The organism is Dokdonella sp. (assembly GCF_019634815.1).
Taxonomy (GTDB): domain Bacteria; phylum Pseudomonadota; class Gammaproteobacteria; order Xanthomonadales; family Rhodanobacteraceae; genus Dokdonella_A.
The window spans coordinates 1-20464 of record NZ_JAHCAP010000017.1 but is presented as its reverse complement, the minus strand read 5'-3'; the positions used below and the strand labels follow the sequence as shown (position 1 = coordinate 20464).

Sequence of the window (20464 nt, the reverse complement as noted above, 5' to 3'; positions counted from 1 at the left end):
CAGCAAGGGGGCTGCGCGTGGGAACGGTGATCGAAAATCTGCGCATTTCCCCATCCGACGTTCGCGTCGCGGCGCCGCCGTGGAAGGTGCTCGTCGTCGATGACGAGCCCGAGGTTCACGAGGTCACCCGGCTGGTTCTTGGCGGCTTCCGCTTCGCCGAGCGCAGCCTTGAATTCCTCAGCGCATTCAGCGCGGCCCAGGCGCGCGAAATGCTCGCCAGGCACGCGGATGTCGCGGTTGTGCTGCTCGACGTGGTGATGGAATCCGAACAGGCCGGGCTCGGCCTCGTGCGCAGCATCCGCGAAGAACTGCGCAACCCCTTTGTACGCATCGTGCTGCGCACCGGACAGGCCGGACAGGCCCCTGAGCACGAGGTCATCGCTGCCTATGACATCAATGACTACAAGGAGAAGACCGAGCTCACCGCGTCGCGTCTGGCGACCACCATGTACTCGGCGCTACGCGCCTACCGCGACATGCGCGCGATCGAGGCGCATCGCGTCGGACTTGAACACGTCATCGACGGTTCGGCGCGGGTGTTCGCTCAGCGCAGCGTGCGCGAATTCGCCGACACCGTGCTCGAACGGATCGGGCAATTCAGCAACATCGAACATGGCGCACTGTATTGCGCCATCGACGACGCACAGGCGAAGGCATCTGCACCATTGCGCATCACCGCCACCAGCGGAGCCTTCCGTGGGCTGGTCGACAGCGACGCGCGGCGCAGCTTGCCACAGCCGATTGCCGCCAGTCTCGAGCGCGCCTTGCGCGAACGGACCCATTGCTTCGAGCAGGATCATTTCGTGCTGCATTTCAGCAACAGCGCACGCAGCGAAACGCTGCTGTTCGCCAGTCAGGCGCCGCCGATGTCGGCGCTCGATCTCAAGCTGCTCGAAATGTTCGCCTCCAATCTCGCCATCGCCTACGAAAACCTCCATCTCAATGATGTGCTGCTGTCATCGCAACTGGAGATGGTGATCCTGCTGGCCGGCGCCGCCGAGACCCGCTCGCAGGAGACCGCCCAGCATGTGCGCCGCGTTGGCCTGCTCACCGAATTGCTCGGCCGGCATATGGGCCTGCCGGCGGCGACCTGCGAATTGCTGCTCCATGCAGCGCCGCTGCACGACATCGGCAAGATCGGCATTCCCGACACGATCCTCAACAAGCCGGGCCTGCACACGATCGAGGAGATCGCGATCATGCGCACGCACGCGCAGATCGGTGCGCGCATGCTCTCGGGTTCCAACCGGCCGCTACTGCGTCTGGCGGCCGAGATCGCCGCCACCCATCACGAAAACTGGGACGGCAGCGGCTATCCCCACGGTCTCGGCGGCGCCGACATTCCGATCTCCGGCCGTCTGACGATGGTGGCCGATGTTTTCGATGCGCTGGGCAGTCGCCGCTGTTACAAGCAACCGTGGCCCGAAGCCCAGATCCGTGCACACATGCTCGAGCAGAGCGGGCGCAAGTTCGATCCGGCGATCGTCGATGCCCTGCTCGAGAATTGGGACGCCGCACTCGCCCTGCGCCGGGAATTGCCGGACTGAGCCGCATCCGGATCTCCGTCAGCCCGAGCCGCCGGGTGGCTGATTGCGCGCCACGACGGCGGGAAAGCGAATCAGGAATTGCGCGCCCTGCCCCGGCGCACTGCTGCATTGGATGCTGCCGAGCAGAACCTGGGTGACCAGGTTGTAGACGATGTGCAATCCGAGCCCGGAACCACCCTGGCCACGGCGGGTGGTGAAGAACGGCTCGAAAATCCGTTCGCGGATCGCCTCGTCCATGCCGATGCCGTTGTCCCCGTACTGGATGCACAGCTCGCCACCCTCGCGCCATGCCCGCAGGTCGATCGTGCCCGCGCGCCCGTCTTCGAAGGCATGCGTGAGCGAATTCATCACCAGATTGGACACGATCTGGTATAGCGCGCCCGCCGCTGTTTCGACAATCAGTCCCGGAGCACAGTCGAGCTGGATCCGGTGCGGCGTCTTCTTCAGGCTTGGGCCCAGCGTGGTGAGGATTTCGTCGAGATTCGCGCCCAGATCGATCACGCGCCGGTCCTCGTTGGACTGGTCGACCGCGACCTGCTTGAAGCTGCGCACCAGTCGATCGGCACGCCGCAGGTTGCGCAGGATGATGTCGGCGCTTTCCCGCGCACCCTGCTGGAATTCCTGCAGATCGGCATCACTGACCGAACCGGACTCGACCCGACGCGACAGCCCGCGCGCCAGCTCCTGCAGATGCGAAGCCGCCGTCACGCCGATTCCCAGCGGTGTGTTGATTTCGTGGGCAATGCCGGCGACCAGCCCGCCAAGCGAAGCCAACTTTTCCGACTCCAGCAGTTGCCGTTGCGTCAAGGTGAGGCGTTCGAGCGTGCTGCGCAGCTCGGTATTCGCGCTTTGCAGCGCGGCGGTACGCTGCTCGACCCGTGATTCGAGTTGTTCGTTGAGCGTACGCAGGGCGGCCAGTGCCTGATTGAGCGCGTTGATGTCGGAGGTGGTACCGCTCATGCGCAAGGCGTGCCCGTCGGCGGCACGCTCGACCACTCTTCCGCGCGTGAGCACCCAGACCCATTCGTGCGCCTTGTTGGGCGTGCGGTAGCTCGCCTCGAATGCCTCGCTCTGGCCGCGCAGATGGGTTGCGAATGCATCCTCGAACCGCTGGACGTCTTCGGGATGCACGAACGGACGATAGCCAACGAGACTTTGATTGGTCGTTTCGTGCGACACCGCCAAGTGTTGCAACTGATTGTCGCGGCGCATGATTCCGCTGCGCAAATCGACATCCCACATTTCGCTTCCGCTACCCCACAAGGCAAGCTTGAGGCGCTCTTCGCTGAGACGGATCGACTCCTGGACCGCGTGTCTTCGCCGCATTCCGGCACGCACCTGATGTCCCGCAAGGGCGAACGTCGCCATTGCCATCAGCGTGTACAAAAGATAGGCAAGCGGCGATTCCCAGAATGCCGGGTGGACGACCACGTCGATCGCCGGCGACGGTTCGCTCCAGTCCGCGTCGCTCTGCCGCGCCCGCACGCGAAAGGTGTAGCGGCCGGGCGCAAGGTCGGTATAGGTCGCCAAGCGCCGGTTGGACGGCGTTTCGATCCATTGGCGGTCATGCCCTTCGAGCTGGTAGGCGTATCGGATCGATTCGGCGGCGAAAAAATCGAGCGCGCCGAACTCGAAGGTGACGCTGCTGCCATCGTGGGCCAGCGACGCGGCATGGCCCCGCCACAAGCTGGTTGCCAAGGGCGCATTCGCCACTTGCCATTGCAGCTTGGCTGGCTCGTTCTGCACCAGAAGCCCCGTGACCAGTGGCGTTGGCACCGGCGGCGGCATCACCCTGGTCGGATCAAACAACGTAGCACCGGCCAAACCACCGAAGATGATGCGTCCGTCGGGCAGGCGTGCCGAGGAATTGATCCAGTAACCCAGATCCTGCGCGCCATCCTGGCGACCGAAATTGATCACATGTCGATTCGGGTCGATGCGGCTGATGCCGACGGTCGTACTTGTCCAAAGGTTGCCGCTTGCGTCCTCGACGATCGCGCCGGCGGCATCGGCGGCGAGGCCTGAATGCGTATCGAAGGTTTCGAATCGCACACGCCCGGACCCCTCGATGATCAACTGATTGAGGCCGGCTCCCTGCGTGCCGACCCACAGGTTGCCATGACTGTCGTCGAAGATCGTGGTGGTGAAATCGGCTCCCAGCGAGCGCGGATCATCGCGATTGGATTGGTAACGCACAAAGCGCTCGCTGGCCCGGTTGTAGTGCCCAAGGCCCGCCGGACCTCCCGTCCACAATTCGCCCGCGCGGGTTTCATGGACGATGGTGACGTAATCGCTGGCGATGCTGCCGCTGTCTGCGACATCGTGGACATGGTGGCGGAACGCGCTGCACCCGGCGCAGCGCTCGTCCAGACCACGGTCGGCAGTGCCGACCCACAAGGTACCGTCGCGGCCTTCGACCAGACTCAGGACATTGTCCGAAGCCAGGCTGTCGGGATTGGCGGGGTCGTGGCGAATGTGTTCGAACGAATCGCGACCGGGCTGCATCCAGTTGATGCCTCCTCCATTGGTCGCCACCCACAGTCCACCATTGCGGGCCCGTGTCACGTACTGGACGAAATTGTGCGACAGGCTGTCCGCGCGCTTCGGATCGTGCGTGTAACGCTGCAGCACGCCACGCGCCGGATCGAGATGGACGAGCCCGCCGCCTTCGAGCACGCCCATCCACAGCGTCCCGTCACGATCGGCGTAAACCGTCTTGACCGGGCGTGCGGGCAAGGTCCGTGTGTCGCCCGGCACGGCATCGATCTGGGTGAAGCTGCGCGTGCGCGGATCATGCACGCTGAAACCATTGACCCAGGAGCCGACGATCAACAGCCCATTGCGGTCCAGATACAGGCTCCACAAGCGATTTGCGCCCACCGTCTGAGGTCGCCCCGCATCGTGGGCATAGTGGTCAAAGCGCCCGCTCGATGGATCCATGCGGGCCAGGCCGCGCGCATTGCCGGCAATCCACAAACCGCCTTCGCGGTCGAACAACAAGGCGCGCACGGCGTTGTCGTGCAAACCTTCATCGGCATCTGCGTTGCCACCATTGCGCTCGTAATGCGCCAGCATGCTGCCTGTTGCCGAAAACCGGTAAAGCCCGGCCTCTGCCGTGCCTATCCACACGCTGCCATCGTCACCTTGGGCCAGTGCATAGACATCCAGCGAGGCACCCGCTGCATCGCGCCATTCAACGAAAGTCCTGGCAGCCGGATCGAAGCGCCAGACACCATCGAGGGTTCCCAGCAGCAGGCTCTTGTCCTGCAGTTCCCGCATCGTGCGCACCATGCGGAAGGGCGCGCGCTCGCCTAGGCCGGAGTCGTGCAAGCTGCCGCTGGCGCGATCCAGCCATTGCAGCCGTCCCCCCGTGCTCGCCACCCACAAGCGCCGCTGGCTATCCAGCGCCAGCGCAGTCACATTGTTCGATGCGAGTGCGTCGGTGTGCGTCGGATCGGCGTAGCGCGCAGTGAAGCGGTCCAGATCGGGATCGTAATGATTGAAGCCGGCCTGGGTGCCGATCCACAGGCTGCCATCCTCGTCGGCCGCCAGTGCCGTGACATGGTTGGCTGACAGCGACCACGGGTCGTTGCGGTCGTGGCGATAGACCTTGAAGGTATAGCCGTCGAAACGGGCGAGACCGTCCTGGGTACCGACCCAGAGGAATCCCGTGATGTCCTGGGCAATTGCCCGTATCGTCGGCTGTGGCAGGCCATTGACCGTCGTGTAGGTGCGGAAGCGGATGCGCTCGATGCCCGGAATCTGGTCCGCGACCGCGCTGGCCGCAATCAGGCACAAGCCGGCCGCAAGCACGACCCGCCACGTCTTCGAACCACGCCAATGCCAGCCCCTGCCCCCCATGCGTCGAGGCTAGTCCCTTGCCCGGCAGGCAACAAGCCACCCCGGTTTGTCGCGTTGCAACAGTGCGCGCATAATCGGCGTTCCACCTGCGCAGTCGCGCCTGCCCACCTGTTCCTACCGGAGGATTCCATGACCGATATCGTCATCGTCGGTGCCAAACGTACCGCCATCGGCTCCATGCTCGGCCAGTTCACCGGCGTGCCCACCCCCACGCTTGGCGCGACCGCGATCAAGGCCGCGCTCGAACACGGCGGCGTTGCCGCAGGTGATGTCAACGAGGTGATCATGGGTTGCGTGCTGCCGGCCAATCTCGGGCAGGCTCCTGCGCGCCAGGCGGCGCTCGCGGCCGGCCTGCCCAAGAGCGCCGGCTGCACCACGATCAACAAGGTCTGCGGCTCGGGAATGAAGGCGATCATGCTCGGCCACGACCTGATCAAGGCCGGTTCGGCCAGCGTGGTTGTCGCCGGCGGCATGGAGTCGATGACCAACGCCCCGCACATGGTCGCGGCGCGCACCGGCATTCGCTACGGCGAGGGCAAGCTGGTCGATCACATGGCCTGGGATGGTCTGACCAATCCCTACGATGGCCAGTCGATGGGTGTATTCGCGGACGCCACCGCCCGCAAGCTTGATTTCACGCGGGAGCAGCAGGATGCATTCGCGGCCGAATCGGTCAAGCGCGCGCAAGCTGCGATCGCATCCGGCGCGTTCGCCAGCGAAATCGTTGCGGTGAAAGTGTCCACCCGCAAGGGCGAGGTCGAATACACGACCGACGAGCAGCCCGGCAAATCCGATCCCGCCAAGATCCCCACGCTCAAGCCGGCCTTCTCCAAGGACGGCACCGTGACCGCGGCCAGTTCGTCGAGCATTTCCGACGGTGCCGCGGCCGCCGTGTTGATGAGCGCCGAAGAAGCGGGCAAGCGCGGCATCAAGCCACTGGCGCGCATCGTTGCCCACGCCACCAACGCGCACGACCCGGAATGGTTCACCACCGCGCCGATCGGCGCGATCAAGGCGGTGCTCGACAAGGCCGGCTGGAAAGTCGGCGACGTCGATCTGTTCGAAATCAACGAGGCCTTTGCGGTGGTGGCGATGGCGCCCGTGAAGGAACTGGGTGTCCCGCACGACAAGCTCAACGTCAATGGCGGCGCTTGCGCACTTGGCCATCCCATTGGCGCATCCGGCGCACGTCTCGTGGTCACCTTGCTGCATGCGCTGATCCAGCGCGGTGGCAAGCGCGGTGTCGCCTCGCTGTGCATCGGCGGCGGCGAGGCCACCGCGATCGCAATCGAATTGACCTGAACCGTTTTCGCTCCTGCTTGCTGATTCAAGGCCGTGCCATCCCGGCGCGGTCATCCAACGAGGAACCCACGCACATGAAGCACCTCAAGCCGCTCGCCATTGCTGCTGCGCTCGCCATCGCGCTGTCCGCTTGCAGCGACGACACGCAACAGAAGGCCCAGGAAGCCGCCGCCGCCGTTGAAAAGGCCAAGGCCGATGCGCAAGCTGCCGCAGAGAAGGCCAAGGCCGATGCCGCCGCCGCTGTCACTGCCGCGCAGACTGCCGTCAACGACGCTGCCGATGCCACCAAGCAAGCAGTCTCCGATGCCCATGCGGCCGCCACCGAAGCGACCCAGAACGCCGCCGACAAGGCCAAGGAAGCCGCCGGCAATGCCGTCGACGCTGCCAAGGATGCCGCCCACGAAGCCGGCACGGCCGTCAAGGAAGGCGCAGCTGCCGCAGTCGATGCTGCCAAGGCCGCCGGCCACGAGATCAAGGAAGGCGCCAAGGAAGTTGGCAAGGATGTCGCCGAAACCGCCAAGAACGCCAAGGATGCCGCGACCGAAGCGGCGCACAGCGAAAAGCACTGAAGCGCGCGTCATCCTTGCACCCGCATCGGCCGCATTCGCGGCCGATGTCTTTTTCGACCCTTGCGATGACGTCAACGGCGCCATCGCCTACCATCGGGGTCTTTCCGCCTGCGTGATCGCGTCCCATGCCCGTCATCCAATCCACGCTCGACCTGCGTTCTCCCGAGTTCCAGGCCAATGCGACCCAACTCAGAACGGCCACCGAAGCCTGGCGCGTGGAACTAACCAAGGCCGCGCAGGGCGGAGGCGAGAAGGCGCGCGGCAAGCACACCGAGCGTGGCAAGCTGCTGCCGCGCGAGCGCATCCGCGCCTTGCTCGACCCGGGGTCGCCCTTTCTCGAACTTTCACCGCTGGCCGCTCACGGCATGTACGACGGTGCCGCGCCCTGCGCGGGCCTGATCGCCGGCATCGGTCGCGTGCAAGGTGGTGAAGTGCTGGTGATTGCCAACGACGCCACGGTCAAGGGCGGCACCTATTTCCCGATGACGGTGAAGAAACATCTGCGCGCGCAGGAAATCGCGCTCGAGAACCGCCTGCCCTGCATCTATCTGGTCGACTCGGGAGGCGCCTTCCTGCCCCTGCAGGACGAGGTGTTCCCCGACAAGGAGCACTTCGGCCGCATCTTCTACAACCAAGCGCGCATGAGCGCATTGGGCATCCCCCAAATCGCGGTGGTGATGGGATCCTGCACCGCGGGTGGCGCCTATGTGCCGGCAATGAGTGACGAGACGATCATCGTCAAGGAACAAGGCACGATCTTTCTCGGCGGTCCACCGCTGGTCAAGGCCGCCACCGGTGAAATCGTCGATGCCGAAACACTGGGCGGTGCCGACGTGCATACCGCGATCTCCGGTGTGGCCGACCACTTCGCCGAAAACGATACGCATGCACTGGAAATGGCGCGCGAAATCGTCGCCAACCTGAACCGTCGCAAGCAGATCACTCTCGCCCTGGGCGAGCCGCGCGAACCGTTGCATGCAGCGAGCGAACTCTATGGCTGCGTGCCTGCCGACACACGCAAGCCCTTCGACATCCGCGAAGTGATTGCGCGCATCGTCGACGGCTCCGAACTGCAGGAATTCAAGGCACGCTACGGCAAGACCCTGATCACCGGCTTCGCCCACATCGAGGGCTACCCGGTCGGCATCGTCGCCAACAACGGCATCCTGTTTGCCGAGAGCGCGCTCAAGGGCGCCCATTTCATCGAACTGTGCAATCAGCGCAACGTGCCACTGGTGTTCTTGCAGAACATCACCGGCTTCATGGTCGGCAAGAAGTACGAACAAGCCGGCATCGCCAAGGACGGCGCCAAGATGGTCACCGCAGTCGCCTGCTCGCACGTACCCAAATTCACCGTCGTCGTCGGCGGCAGTTTCGGCGCAGGCAACTACGCGATGTGCGGTCGCGCCTATGGCGCACGCTTCCTGTGGATGTGGCCCAATGCACGCATCAGCGTGATGGGCGGCGAGCAGGCCGCAAGCGTGCTTGCCACGGTCAAGCGCGATGGCATCGAGGCCGCGGGCAAGCATTGGGGCAAGGACGAGGAAGAAGCCTTCAAGGCGCCGATCCGCGAACAGTATGAGCATCAGGGACACCCCTACTACGCCACGGCGCGCCTGTGGGACGACGGCATCATCGATCCGGTCGACACCCGCCGCGTGCTCGGCCTGGCGATTTCTGCTTCGCTCAATGCGCCGATCGAGCCCGGCCGCTTCGGCGTGTTCCGCATGTAGGTGCGGCGCCGGCTCAGGCGTCGCGCGTTTGCCGCGGTCGGAACTGCAAGACTTGCGGGGCAAGTGGATCGACGCGCGTCGCCATCTCGCAGCCGCCACAGCTCGAACAACTGCTGGCACAACTGCCGCCTTGCGTGCTGCGCGGTTGCCAGTGCACGGCGCGCGTTCGCAGCCACATCGGCGCCCATGCTCCCGCAAGCAGATCGGCAAGGCGTGCCTGCAGGCGACGCATGGTCTGCGGCGCAAGCTTGCCGGCGATCTTGCAAACACTCCAGGCCAGCAGCGCGCCGATGATCGTCGCCTGCACCACGCCGGCGACGCTCATGTCAGTGCCACCGTGAGCTGATAAACGAGCAGCGAGGCGAGGTAGGCGAGCGCGAACAGATAGCCGGCCGCGATCCACACATTGCGCCAGGAATTGGTTTCACGACGGATCACCGCGAGCGTGGACATGCACTGCGGCGCGAACACATACCACGCCAGCAGCGACAACGCGGTGGCCAGCGACCACTGCGCGGCGATCGCGGTGCCGAGCGCGGCCGCGGCAGCCTCTTCGCTGGTCGCCGACAATGCATACACGGTCGCCAGCGACGACACCGCGACTTCGCGTGCCGCCAATCCGGGAATCAGGGCGACGCAGATCTGCCAGTTGAAGCCGATCGGCGCGAACACGGGGTCCATCCAGCGGCCGATCTGGCCGGCGAGGCTGTAGTCGATCGGCGGCAGGCTGGCATCGGGCGGTGGGGCCGGAAAGCTCGACAGGAACCACAGCAACACCGTCAACGACAGCAGGATGCCGCCGACGCGATGCAGGAAGATCAGCGCGCGCTCCCACAGGCCGAGCAGGATGCTGCGCGGATCGGGCACGCGGTAAGACGGCAGTTCCATCAGCAAGGTGTGCTCACTGCGATCGCGCCGCAGGCGCTTGATCACCCACGCCACCACCAGCGCGCTGGCAATGCCGGCGAAATACAGCACGAACAACACGACGCCTTGCAGATTGAACACGCCCAGCACGTCGTGGCGTGGAATGAAGGCGGCAATCAGCAAGGTATACACCGGCAGTCGCGCCGAACAGGTCATCAGCGGCGCGACCAGAATCGTGGTCAGGCGATCGCGCGGATCAGCGATGCTGCGCGTCGCCATGATCCCGGGAATCGCGCAGGCGAAACTCGACAGCAGCGGAATGAAGGCGCGTCCGGTCAGGCCGACGCGAAACATCAAGGTATCGAGCAGGAACGCAGCACGCGGCAGGTAGCCTGATTCCTCGAGCAGGAGGATGAACAGGAACAGCACGAGGATCTGCGGCAGGAACTCCAGCACCGTGCCCAATCCCGCGAAAATACCGTGGGTAACGAGGCTTTGCAGCAGCGGCATCGACGTGAGCAGGCCGCCGACCCAATCGCCACAGATCGCCACCGTGGCCGCGACCGCATCCTGCAGCGGCGCCGCCCAGCTGAACACGGCCTGGAAGATCAGGAACATCACGGCGGCGAGGATTGCCAATCCGCCGACCCGATGCAGCACCACCGCATCGATGCCGTCGTCGATGATCGACGTGGCACGCGGCATTTTCACCGCTGCCGCGAGCAGGCTGCGTACCTGCGCATGCAGATCGACCGTTGGATCGGGGGCCGCGGACGGCTGCGCCACCTGGACATCGAGCTGCGCGAGCAAGTCCGCCGCGCCGCCCTGCTTGACCGCCACGGTAGTGACGATCGGAAGGTCGAGTGCCGCCTGCAGGGCATCGACATCGATGTCGATGCCGCGCTTGCGCGCGACATCCATCATGTTGAGCGCGACCACCATCGGCCGACCCAGCCGCTTGAGCTCAAGCACGAAGCGCAGGTGCAGACGCAAATTGGTTGCATCGAGCACGCACACGATCAAGTCGGGCGCGGCCTCGTCGGCGTGACGACCTGCGCAGATATCGCGCGTGATCATCTCGTCGGGGCTGGTCGCATCAAGGCTGTAGGCGCCGGGCAGATCCAGCACGCGCGCGGCGCGTCCCGCGGGCGTGAGCAGCCGGCCTTCCTTGCGCTCGACCGTCACGCCGGCATAGTTGGCGACCTTGGCGCGGCCGCCAGTCAATCGATTGAACAGCGCGGTCTTGCCGCAATTGGGATTGCCGACCAGAGCGATGTGCAGCGCAGGCGCCGCGGCGTTCATGCCGGAGTGCCCTCGACGAGCACCACGCGTGCGGCTTCGGGGCGGCGCAGCGCAAAGCGCGTGAAACCGATCTGCACGAGCATCGGATCACGCCCGATCGGCCCGATCGCCACCACCCGCACCGGCTCGCCGGCGACGAAGCCCAGTTCGTTCAGGCGCCGCGCGACCGCATCGTCGGGATGTGCGGCTTCCACGCGCGCGACGACCGCGTCATGACCTTTGCCGAGTTCGGAGAGTCGCATCGGAGTTGAGCGCAAACAAGAATTGTTCGCATTGTAGCGGATTCCGCATTCGCCGGGATTGCCCTGACTGTGTCCGTTCGTGCGCCGGGCAGGCTGTCACGAACCGCTATCATGTACGGTGATTCTCACCTGAAGCGCCCCGCCATGACCGATTCGATCCAAGTCCGCACCCAGTCCGGCATTGCCACCGTGACGCTGGATCGCGCGCAGGTTCACAACGCCTTCGACGACGGCTTGATCGCCGCCCTGACCGCCGCGCTCAAGGACTGCGAAAACGATCCCGCGGTACGTGCGGTGGTGCTCACGGGCGCGGGCAGTTCGTTCTCGGCCGGCGCCGACCTCAACTGGATGCGTGGCATGGCCGCGGCCAGCGAATCCGACAATCGCGCTGATTCACTGCGGCTGGCCGAACTCATGCGCACGCTCAACTTCCTGCGCAAGCCGACGCTCGCACGCGTCAACGGTTCGGCCTACGGCGGGGGCGTCGGCCTGGTCGCCTGCTGTGATATCGCAATCGGCATCGACACCGCCAAATTCTCGCTCTCGGAAGTCAAGCTCGGTCTCGTCCCCGCAGTGATCTCGCCTTATGTGGTCGCCGCGATCGGCCTGCGTCAGGCACGTCGCCTGTTCATCAGTGGTGAGGTGTTCGACGCAGCGACCGCGACACGCATCGGCTTGCTGCACGAAGCCGTACCTTCGGCACAGCTCGAAGACAGCATCGACCGCTGCCTGCATTTCCTGCTCAAGGGCGGCCCGCTTGCGCAGCGCGAAGCCAAACAACTCGCCATGCGCATGGCCGGCATGGAGTCCGAGGCAGCCAAACGCATCGACGCCGAAAATGCGGCCTTGATCGCGCGTCTGCGCGTCTCGGCCGAGGGTCAACAGGGCATCGGCGCCTTCCTCGACAAGCGTCCGGCGGATTGGCTGGAACCCTCCACCGGCACGCGCGGCTGAATGCGCTCGCCGCCGCAAGCGGGCGCCAGTCAATCGTCGGCGAACGCCAGCAGCTCGGGCACCGCAGCCGCATAGGCATGCCAACGCCCGATTGAACGCGTATAGACCGGCTGGCGCGCCTGCCACAGGCTCGCCGTGCCGATCGCCGCAATCGCGTCCTGCGGTGCGCTGCATTCAAAGGCGTCGAGCCCGATTGCAGCGGCAAGTGCGTCGACCGTGCGCTGCGGCTCGCGCGCGAGCGCCTCATAGCGCACCTCCAGGATTCGCGCTGCAGAGTGGCGCCTGGCCTTGGCCAGCAGGCGTGAACAGCCCTTGAACACGCAAGCGATGTCGCCGAAATCGTAGGCAAAGCGATAGTCGTGCGATTCGAAATGCTGGCTCCAGATCGACAGCGCCGTGTCGCGGCTGTTGCGATGGCAATGAATGACGATCGCCTGTGGAAACAAGCTGCCGATCAGGTCCAGATGCATGAAGTTGAGTGGCTGCTTGTCGATGAACCAGCGCGTCTGCGCATCTTCATCGCGCAAACGGTCGAGATAACGCGCAGCCATCGCATCCAGCAGCGAGCGATCGACCTTGGCCGCACGCGCGAGCTCGTCGGCGATCGCCGGCAACCAGTCGAGTTCGCCGCGATTGCGCGTCTGCGGCGAGCGCCCCAGCAGTTCGGCGACCAGCGTCGTACCCGAACGCGGCGCGCCGACGATGAAGATCGGGGTCGGCTCGTCCGCCGCGGGGGATCGCGCGGGCACAGGCGCGGCGCCAAGTCTGGCTTCGACGACTCTGCGCCAGGCCTTGCATGACCAACCTCGTGCACCAATCAGGGTATTGGCCTCGCGGAAGTACGCGGCCGCTGCAGTGAAATCGCCGAGGTCGTCAGCCACCTTGCCGTGCGCGAACAACAAGGATGCGCGGGCGGCCTGGCCAAGCTCCGGCAGCGCCAGCCAGTCACGCAGACGGGCGAGATCCGGATGCCCGCGGTCGACATGGCGCGCGACCGTCACCAGACCGTAGGCCGCGCCGAACTCGAGCATCCGCGGGTCACGCTCGATCGCCGCGAGATAACACGCACGCGCGCGCTCGAAGGCGCCAAGCTGGCCCTGCAGCGCCGCAAGATAGAGCCACAGCATCGGCTCGTTGGCACCTGCCGAGATCGCTGCCTCGGCGATCTCGACCGCAGCGGCCTTGTCGCCCCAGTCCGCCAGTTGTTTGGCCGCCCGCATCGCCAGATCGGCGCCCTGTGGCATGCGGGTCAGAGTTGCGCGCAGGACTTCACCTGCCGCCTTGCGTGCGCCGCGCGTGGACAGCAGATTCGCCAGTTCGAATGCCGCCGCGAAGTGCGCAGGCTCGCGAACGAGCAGCTCCCGAAGTACCTGCTCCGCACTCGCCACCTCACCACGCAGGCGCATGACACCCGCCTGCGCCAGCTGAATCTGCGCATCGAACGGCAAACTCGTCACGGCTGTCGCAAGCAGGTTTGCGGCAGTGTCGAGATCCGCTGCCAACACCAACTCACGCACATGATCGAGCCAGACCGATGATGGCTGCCCCTGGAGTTCGGCAAGCTGCCGCGCAAGTTCCGGCTTCACTACGGCACGATTGGCTTCAACGGCGGGCAGGGTCATCACCGCGCATGCTAGCGCAGTAGCGCAGCGAGGACAGGAATCTCACGCCGCGCCCGCGATCGCCTATCATCACCGGCATCGAGCAGCCGGAATCCCGCATGTTCAAACGCATTCTCATTGCCAATCGCGGCGAGATCGCCTGCCGCGTGATTCGCACCTGCCGCAGGCTCGGCATCGAGACCGTTGCCGTGTACTCCGAAGCCGATGCCCATGCGCAGCACGTGCGCCAGGCCGACTGCGCGGTGCCGATCGGCGGTCCGCGTCCCGCTGATTCCTATCTGCGCGGCGATGCGATCATCGCAGCAGCCAAGGCCGCGGGCGCGCAGGCAATCCATCCCGGTTACGGATTCCTGTCCGAGAATGCCGATTTCGCCGATGCGGTGGCCGCGGCCGGGCTCATCTTCATCGGGCCGTCGGGCGATTCGATGCGCCGGATGGGCTCCAAGGCCGGGGCCAAGGAGCTCATGGCCGCGCGTGGCGTGCCGGTCGTGCCCGGCTACACCGGCGAGAATCAGGACCCGGCATTGCTCGCGCGCGAAGCCCAGCGCATCGGCTATCCGCTGATGATCAAGGCCGCCTACGGCGGCGGCGGCAAGGGCATGCGCATCGTGCGCAAGGCGGAAGAGTTCGCGGCCAGCCTCGAAAGCTGTCAACGCGAAGCGAAAAACGCCTTCGGCCGCGATCGGGTGCTGCTCGAACGCTACATCGAGCATCCGCGCCACATCGAGTTCCAGGTGTTCGGCGACAGCCACGGTCATGTCATCCACCTCAACGAACGCGAGTGTTCGGCCCAACGTCGCTACCAGAAAGTGCTCGAAGAAACGCCCTCGCCCTTCGTGACGCCCGAGCTGCGCGCAAAGATGGGAGATGCCGCGATCGCTGCCGCCCGCGCGCTCGATTATGTCAACGCGGGCACGGTCGAATTCATCGTCGGCGCCAATGGCGATTTCCATTTCATGGAGATCAACACGCGCCTGCAGGTCGAGCATCCAGTCACCGAAATGACGCTTGGGCTTGATCTGGTTGAACTGCAACTGCGCGTGGCCGCGGGCGAAGCCCTGCCTGCCTCGTTGGTGCGCAACAAGGCGATCCCGCAGCACGGTCACGCGATCGAGTTGCGTCTGTATGCCGAAGATCCCGAGGCCGGCTTCCTGCCCGGATCGGGTCAGCTCGAGACTTTGCGCCTGCCTGCGCCCTCGCCGCATGTGCGCATCGATTCGGGCGTGATCGACGGCGACACCGTCACGATTTTCTACGACCCGATGATCGCCAAACTCATCGTCTGGGACGAAACCCGCGAGGCGGCACTGCTGCGCATGCGCGAGGCGCTCGCGGCCTGCGCCGTGATTGGCCCCAAATCCAACATCGATTTCCTTGAACGTCTGGTGCGCCATCCGGCGATCGTCGAGGGCCGCATCGACACCGGCTATCTCGACCGCAGCCTCGACGAATTCGTCGGCGCCGGCGCCAGTGACCCTGCCGCGCGTTTTGCCGCGGCCAGTGCCTGGCTGTTGCAGCAGGAAGCGCAGGCGCCGCGCGAGGCCGCCGCCACGGCCGACCCGCACTCACCCTGGGCGCGCGCCGATGCCTGGCGCGTGGGTCACAGCGGCAAGCGCATCGTGGCACTGCTCGAGCGCGGTGAGCGCGTCGAGATCGCCGCCTTCGGAGCAAACGGCAACTATCGACTCGAAACCGCCGGGCTGGCGGCGCGCGTCGAGAACGCCCGCCTGGCTGACGGCTGCCTCAGCGCGCAGATCGATGGACTCGTGCGGCGCTGGCAGGTCGCCTTCGATCATCACGGCCTGATCGTCCACGATGGCACCCGCCGCCACGCGTTTGCGCACGCGCCCGCGTTTGCCTGGACGCCGGCCGCCAGCGGCAGCGGCGATCGCGTTCTCGCGCCGATGCCGGGGCGCATCGTGCTGGTCAAGGCCGCGGCGGGCGATGAAGTGACCGAGGGCGATGAATTGCTGGTGATGGAGGCGATGAAGATGGAACTCAGTCTCAAGGCGCCGCGCGCGGGCAAGATTGCCGAGATGCAGGCCACAGCCGGTGATTTCGTCGATGCCGATGCGGTGCTGGTACGGCTGGAGGCCTGAAGCGAGTCGCGTCCCCATACAGGTAGAATCGGCATTCCTCGTTTCCGCTCAGGGAATCACCCATGCCCAAGCTCGCCTGGATTGCCTTGCTTGCCTGCGTGCTGCTCGGCGGCTGCGTGGAGACACGCTTCGAATCGCCTTTGGGCGACAACATAGAGACCTGCGATACCGCCTGGAAGGGCCTGTGGTTTTCCGCCGACGACGACGGGCGCCGGGCCGATGGCGAGCGCCATGAAACCGGCATGCATGTCGACGAAGCCTGCGCCCTCACGCTGTTCGAGCAACCCGAAGCGGGCGGCCCGCTCAAGCACACCAGGATTCCGGTTAATTTCGTGCACGCGGGCGGCAACGACTACGTCGTGGTCACCGATGTCGCCCTGCGTGCGCTCGGCGACATCGCGCCGCCCTATGACATCGACCCGGTTCCGCAGAAATCGTATTTCTTCGCCAAGTACCGCATTCGCGGCGATCGCCTGGAACTGCGCAACGTCGACAGCAACAAGGCCGCGCGACTGGTGATCGATGGCAAGCTCGACGGCACGGTGGCCAAGGGTCGCAACAGCCTGCATGTCTACATCCGTGGCGGTCGTCAGCAGATGCTCGATGCGGTGCGGCGTCACGATCTGTTCGAGGACAAGCCGGCCTACTTCTTCAAACGCAGCAGCCAGAGCCTGCAGGATTTCGAGCGCTCGCTGCGCAAGACGGCCGCAACGGAGTCGCGGCGATGAGCCTGCCCACGAGCGTGCGCATCGTCGAGGTCGGCGCGCGCGACGGCCTGCAGAACGAGAAGACGATCATCCCCGCGGCAACCAAGATCGAATTGATCGATCGCCTTTCCGCAAGCGGGCTGCGCACGATCGAGGCAACCAGCTTCGTCAGCCCGAAATGGGTGCCGCAACTGGCCGATGCCGCCGAGGTGTTTGCAGGAATCACGCGCCGCGACGGCGTGACCTATCCGGTGTTGGTACCCAACTTGCAGGGCTATGAACGGGCGCGCGCGGTCGGCGTGTGCGACATCGCGATCTTCACCGCCGCTTCGGAAGCCTTCAATCGCAAGAACATCAATGCTTCGATCGATGAGTCGATCGAACGCTTCCTGCCGGTACTCGAGCAGGCGCGCGCCGATGGCGTGCGCGTGCGCGGCTACGTCTCGACCGTACTCGGTTGCCCGTACCAGGGCGAGGTGCCGGTGAGCGAGGTGGTGCGCGTGGCGCGCCGCCTGCACGAACTCGGCTGCCATGAAATCTCGCTCGGCGACACCATCGGCGTGGGCACGCCGGGCAAGGCACGCGTGATGCTGCGCGCGGTAGCGGGCGAGGTACCGATGAGCGCCCTGGCAGTGCATTTCCACGACACCTACGGCCAGGCACTGGCCAACATCCTCGCCTGTCTCGAGGAAGGCGTCGGTGTGGTCGACAGCTCGGTCGGCGGCACCGGCGGCTGCCCGTATGCCAAGGGTGCCACCGGCAATGTCGCCAGCGAAGACGTCGTCTACATGCTCGAAGGCATGGGCATTGCCACTGGCATCGACCTGCCCCGGCTGATCGAAACCGGCCTGTGGCTGAGCGGTGCGCTGGGGCGAGCGACCTCCAGCCGCGTGGCCCGCGCGCGCAGCGCCTGAGGTCACCGCGGCGCGTGGCGCTGGCTATACTCGGGCTTTTGCGGAACCTGCTGCCATGCCGGCCAGACTCGGACCCGATCGCACCCGCGGCCTGATCATCGCCAGTGGCGAGGCGACACCGTCCGACAGCGGCCTCGGCAGCTTTGCCCGCGTGTTCGGACTGCTCGGCCCGCAGCCACGCGTGGTGCTGATCGCCCGGCGAGACGAAGGTGAGAACGACGATCTCGATCTGAGCATGCAAATGCGTTCGGCCGGTGCCGCCGACGTCTGGCGCGCGGCCCTGCGCGCACGCGCCGACTGCGAGCAACGCAGTCTGCTCGACGCACTCGAAGGTGCCCAGCTCGCCCTGCTGCAAACCGACCAGCCGCTGCGCCTGTCGACCCTGATCGGTGGCACACCGCTGGCACGCTCGTTGCGCCGGCGCAATGCCGAAGGCATGGCCGTGGCCGGCTGCGGCGCAGCCGCTGCCCTGCTGTGCGAACACATGCTCGCACGTGGTGAAACCGGCGCCACGCCTCGCCACGGCGGCGTTCAACTGGCGCCGGGCCTCGGGCTCACCAATCGCGTGATCATCGATCAGGGCGGTCATGCGAGTGATCGGCTCGGTCGCCTGCTTGCCGCGCTCGCGCTCAATCCCTTCGCGCTCGGTCTGGGCATCGATGCCGACACCTCGGCGATCATCGGCCCCGACAACGTGCTCGAAGTGGTCGGTCAAGGCGGCGTGACCCTGCTCGATCCGAGCGAGATGACCGATTCGAATGTCGCCGATGTCGCACCGGGCGCACCGATCCGCATCACCAACCTGCGCCTGCACGCACTGCCCGGCGGCACGCGCTATGACCTGGATTTCCGCCAGACGCTGTAGCCGATTCGCGCACGCCGCCCTGCCGTGACGCGGCCGGGATACTTCCGCGCAGCCTGCTAGAATCGGCGTTTTTCCAGCCGCAGGTGCACCCATGCAACTCGATCAGGTCAAAGCCGTCATCACCGGCGGGGTTTCCGGGCTCGGCTACGCGGTCGCACAGCATCTGGTCGCGCATGGCGCCAAGCTTGCCCTGCTCGACCTCAACGATGACAAGGGCGCGGCCGCGGTTGCCGCACTGGGCAACGGAAACGTGCGTTACTTCCGCACCGATGTCAGCGACGAGGACGGCGTCGCCGCCAACATCAGCGCCGCGCGCGGCTTCCTCGGCGGACTCAACGTCGCGATCAACTGCGCAGGCATCCTCGGTGCCGGCCGCGTGCTCGGCAAGAACGGGCCGATGCCGCTCTCGAATTTCTCGAACACGGTCATGGTCAATCTGGTCGGCAGTTTCAATGTTGCCAAGGCCGCGGCGGCAGTCATGCAGGAAAACCCTGCCGGCCCGGACGGCGAGCGCGGCGTGATCGTCAACACCGCATCGGTCGCCGCCTTTGAAGGACAGATCGGCCAGGCTGCCTACTCCGCCTCCAAGGGCGGCGTGGTCGGCATGACCCTGCCGATGGCGCGCGAGCTCGCGCGCTTCGGCATCCGCGTGATGACGATCGCACCCGGCATCTTCTGGACGCCGATGGTCGACGGCATGCCCGACGAAGTGCAGAAATCCCTGTCGGCCTCGATTCCGTTTCCTTCGCGCCTGGGGCAGGCTTCCGAATTTGCCGACCTGGTCGCCTACATCATCGGCCACCGCTATCTCAACGGCACCACGATCCGTCTCGATGGCGCGGTGCGACTGGCGCCGAAGTAAGCACATTCACCCGCGCGCGCCGCAATCACGCAGCGCGCACCACATCACCCAGCACGAATCACCCCACCCATGAAAGCCTCCGAAATCAAGAAGGGCAACGTCGTCGAGCATGACGGCAAGGTCTGGCAAATCCGCGGCATCGAGCGCAGCTCGCCGCAAGGGCGCGGCGGTAACGTCACCTTCCGTTTCACCATGTACAGCGTGCCAGGCGCACAGAAACTCGACCTGTCGCTGCGCGCCGACGACGACCTCAAGGAAACCGAACTCACGCGCCGTGCAGTCGGCTTTTCCTACAAGGACGGCGAAGCCTTCGTGTTCATGGACAGCGAGGACTACACCCAGTACACGCTCGATGCCGCCGCGATCGGCGATGCCGCGGGCTATCTCGTCGACGGCATCGAGGACTGCTACGTGCAGCTCATCGACGGCGTGCCCGTCGCACTGCAACTGCCGCAGAACGTCGTGCTCGAAGTCGTCGACACCGCACCCGAACTCAAGGGCGCGACGGCGACCAAGCGTCCCAAGCCAGCGCGCCTGTCGACCGGCATCGAAATCCTCGTTCCCGAGTACATCAGTACCGGTGAAAAGGTCTACGTGAGCACGACCACGGGTGAGTTCGGCGGTAGAGCCTGACGCGTTTTGCCGCGCGCATCGGGATTTTGCTCTGGCGCAATCTTGATCGCAGTCGCGACAACCCACTCACGTCCGAATGCGCTCGTTGCGCATTCCTGCGGTTGGGAATTTCGGCTGGTGCCGAGGTTTTGCGCCGTCCTGGTCGTGTTCGCTTTCGCGAGAACCGACGGGCGTCCGTGCCGGTTCGTCCCGCATCCGCGCGCTCGGGCGCTTCGGCTCGCGCCGAAGTCTTGCGTTGTCCTGACCGTGTTCGCTTGCGCGAGAACCGACTGGCGTCCGTGCCTGCTCGTCCCGTATCCCTGCGCTCGGGAATTTCGGCTTGCGCCGAAAGTTGGCCTCGGTAGCCTCCGCTGCGCCGACGCGAGAACCGACTCACGTCCGTATG

16 protein-coding genes are annotated in these 20464 nt (G+C 65.5%); 11 read left to right on the top strand and 5 right to left on the bottom strand.

What is annotated here, in order from left to right; translation table 11 throughout:
* The first annotated feature begins 17 nt into the window (after positions 1 to 17).
* Positions 18 to 1547, top strand: a complete 1530-nt coding sequence (locus KF759_RS09600) for a DUF3369 domain-containing protein (RefSeq protein WP_291224888.1) — start codon at positions 18 to 20, stop codon at positions 1545 to 1547.
* A gap of 18 nt (positions 1548 to 1565) precedes the next feature.
* Here the strand turns inward: KF759_RS09600 and KF759_RS09595 are convergent, their stop codons facing one another.
* Positions 1566 to 5360: a two-component regulator propeller domain-containing protein gene (locus KF759_RS09595; protein WP_291224886.1), complete on the bottom strand. Its 3795-nt coding sequence runs from the start codon at positions 5358 to 5360 to the stop codon at positions 1566 to 1568.
* Positions 5361 to 5537: 177 nt separating this feature from the next.
* On the opposite strand from KF759_RS09595, the gene KF759_RS09590 reads away from it, so the two are divergent.
* From KF759_RS09590 to KF759_RS09580, 3 genes are all read left to right on the top strand, one after another.
* Positions 5538 to 6710: a thiolase family protein gene (locus KF759_RS09590; protein WP_291224885.1), complete on the top strand. Its 1173-nt coding sequence runs from the start codon at positions 5538 to 5540 to the stop codon at positions 6708 to 6710.
* A gap of 74 nt (positions 6711 to 6784) precedes the next feature.
* The gene (locus tag KF759_RS09585) at positions 6785 to 7279 is read left to right on the top strand and encodes a hypothetical protein (protein ID WP_291224883.1); all 495 of its coding nucleotides are present in this window, start codon (positions 6785 to 6787) and stop codon (positions 7277 to 7279) included.
* Between the two features lie 125 nt (positions 7280 to 7404).
* Complete coding sequence (locus tag KF759_RS09580; protein ID WP_291224881.1) at positions 7405 to 9012, top strand: carboxyl transferase domain-containing protein; 1608 nt, start codon at positions 7405 to 7407, stop codon at positions 9010 to 9012.
* Positions 9013 to 9025: 13 nt separating this feature from the next.
* On the opposite strand, the gene KF759_RS09575 is transcribed toward KF759_RS09580, so the two are convergent.
* From KF759_RS09575 to KF759_RS09565, 3 genes are read right to left on the bottom strand one after another with little or no spacing between them, the layout of a single operon-like run.
* The gene (locus KF759_RS09575) at positions 9026 to 9337 is read right to left on the bottom strand and encodes a DUF6587 family protein (RefSeq protein ID WP_291224879.1); all 312 of its coding nucleotides are present in this window, start codon (positions 9335 to 9337) and stop codon (positions 9026 to 9028) included.
* Entirely contained in the window at positions 9334 to 11181 is a 1848-nt protein-coding gene (locus KF759_RS09570; protein ID WP_291224877.1) for a ferrous iron transporter B, read from the bottom strand. The genes KF759_RS09575 and KF759_RS09570 overlap by 4 nt, the downstream gene beginning before the upstream one ends.
* On the bottom strand, positions 11178 to 11423 hold the full coding sequence (locus tag KF759_RS09565; protein WP_291224875.1) for a FeoA family protein: 246 nt from the start codon (positions 11421 to 11423) through the stop codon (positions 11178 to 11180). The genes KF759_RS09570 and KF759_RS09565 overlap by 4 nt, the downstream gene beginning before the upstream one ends.
* A gap of 144 nt (positions 11424 to 11567) precedes the next feature.
* Here KF759_RS09565 and KF759_RS09560 point away from each other — a divergent pair, with 144 nt between their 5' ends.
* On the top strand, positions 11568 to 12377 hold the full coding sequence (locus tag KF759_RS09560; protein ID WP_291224874.1) for an enoyl-CoA hydratase-related protein: 810 nt from the start codon (positions 11568 to 11570) through the stop codon (positions 12375 to 12377).
* A gap of 29 nt (positions 12378 to 12406) precedes the next feature.
* Here the strand turns inward: KF759_RS09560 and KF759_RS09555 are convergent, their stop codons facing one another.
* Positions 12407 to 13999 (bottom strand): sulfotransferase, encoded by a 1593-nt coding sequence (locus KF759_RS09555; protein WP_291224872.1) that lies wholly within the window; start codon positions 13997 to 13999, stop codon positions 12407 to 12409.
* Positions 14000 to 14097: 98 nt separating this feature from the next.
* Here KF759_RS09555 and KF759_RS09550 point away from each other — a divergent pair, with 98 nt between their 5' ends.
* From KF759_RS09550 to yeiP, 6 genes are all read left to right on the top strand, one after another.
* Positions 14098 to 16098: a biotin carboxylase N-terminal domain-containing protein gene (locus KF759_RS09550; RefSeq protein ID WP_291224870.1), complete on the top strand. Its 2001-nt coding sequence runs from the start codon at positions 14098 to 14100 to the stop codon at positions 16096 to 16098.
* A 62-nt stretch (positions 16099 to 16160) separates the two neighbouring features.
* Positions 16161 to 16826 (top strand): hypothetical protein, encoded by a 666-nt coding sequence (locus KF759_RS09545; protein WP_291224868.1) that lies wholly within the window; start codon positions 16161 to 16163, stop codon positions 16824 to 16826.
* A complete protein-coding gene (locus KF759_RS09540) occupies positions 16823 to 17719 on the top strand; it encodes a hydroxymethylglutaryl-CoA lyase (protein ID WP_291224867.1) in 897 nt (298 codons plus the stop codon). Before KF759_RS09545 ends, KF759_RS09540 begins: the two co-directional genes overlap by 4 nt.
* A gap of 55 nt (positions 17720 to 17774) precedes the next feature.
* Positions 17775 to 18584: a cyanophycinase gene (locus tag KF759_RS09535; protein WP_291224865.1), complete on the top strand. Its 810-nt coding sequence runs from the start codon at positions 17775 to 17777 to the stop codon at positions 18582 to 18584.
* 91 nt (positions 18585 to 18675) lie between these two features.
* Complete coding sequence (locus KF759_RS09530; RefSeq protein ID WP_291224863.1) at positions 18676 to 19446, top strand: SDR family NAD(P)-dependent oxidoreductase; 771 nt, start codon at positions 18676 to 18678, stop codon at positions 19444 to 19446.
* A gap of 69 nt (positions 19447 to 19515) precedes the next feature.
* Complete coding sequence (yeiP, locus tag KF759_RS09525; protein WP_291224862.1) at positions 19516 to 20079, top strand: elongation factor P-like protein YeiP; 564 nt, start codon at positions 19516 to 19518, stop codon at positions 20077 to 20079.
* The last annotated feature ends 385 nt before the right edge of the window (positions 20080 to 20464 follow it).

What these genes read in the sequence shown, in the direction of transcription:
- KF759_RS09590 (WP_291224885.1), top strand. Translation starts at nt 5,538, where the DNA reads ATGACCGATATCGTCATCGTCGGTGCCAAACGTACCGCCATCGGCTCC.
- KF759_RS09585 (WP_291224883.1), top strand. Translation starts at nt 6,785, where the DNA reads ATGAAGCACCTCAAGCCGCTCGCCATTGCTGCTGCGCTCGCCATCGCG.
- KF759_RS09580 (WP_291224881.1), top strand. Translation starts at nt 7,405, where the DNA reads ATGCCCGTCATCCAATCCACGCTCGACCTGCGTTCTCCCGAGTTCCAG.
- KF759_RS09575 (WP_291224879.1), bottom strand. Translation starts at nt 9,337, where the DNA reads ATGAGCGTCGCCGGCGTGGTGCAGGCGACGATCATCGGCGCGCTGCTG.
- KF759_RS09570 (WP_291224877.1), bottom strand. Translation starts at nt 11,181, where the DNA reads ATGAACGCCGCGGCGCCTGCGCTGCACATCGCTCTGGTCGGCAATCCC.
- KF759_RS09565 (WP_291224875.1), bottom strand. Translation starts at nt 11,423, where the DNA reads ATGCGACTCTCCGAACTCGGCAAAGGTCATGACGCGGTCGTCGCGCGC.
- KF759_RS09560 (WP_291224874.1), top strand. Translation starts at nt 11,568, where the DNA reads ATGACCGATTCGATCCAAGTCCGCACCCAGTCCGGCATTGCCACCGTG.
- KF759_RS09555 (WP_291224872.1), bottom strand. Translation starts at nt 13,999, where the DNA reads ATGACCCTGCCCGCCGTTGAAGCCAATCGTGCCGTAGTGAAGCCGGAA.
- KF759_RS09550 (WP_291224870.1), top strand. Translation starts at nt 14,098, where the DNA reads ATGTTCAAACGCATTCTCATTGCCAATCGCGGCGAGATCGCCTGCCGC.
- KF759_RS09545 (WP_291224868.1), top strand. Translation starts at nt 16,161, where the DNA reads ATGCCCAAGCTCGCCTGGATTGCCTTGCTTGCCTGCGTGCTGCTCGGC.
- KF759_RS09540 (WP_291224867.1), top strand. Translation starts at nt 16,823, where the DNA reads ATGAGCCTGCCCACGAGCGTGCGCATCGTCGAGGTCGGCGCGCGCGAC.
- KF759_RS09535 (WP_291224865.1), top strand. Translation starts at nt 17,775, where the DNA reads ATGCCGGCCAGACTCGGACCCGATCGCACCCGCGGCCTGATCATCGCC.
- KF759_RS09530 (WP_291224863.1), top strand. Translation starts at nt 18,676, where the DNA reads ATGCAACTCGATCAGGTCAAAGCCGTCATCACCGGCGGGGTTTCCGGG.
- yeiP (WP_291224862.1), top strand. Translation starts at nt 19,516, where the DNA reads ATGAAAGCCTCCGAAATCAAGAAGGGCAACGTCGTCGAGCATGACGGC.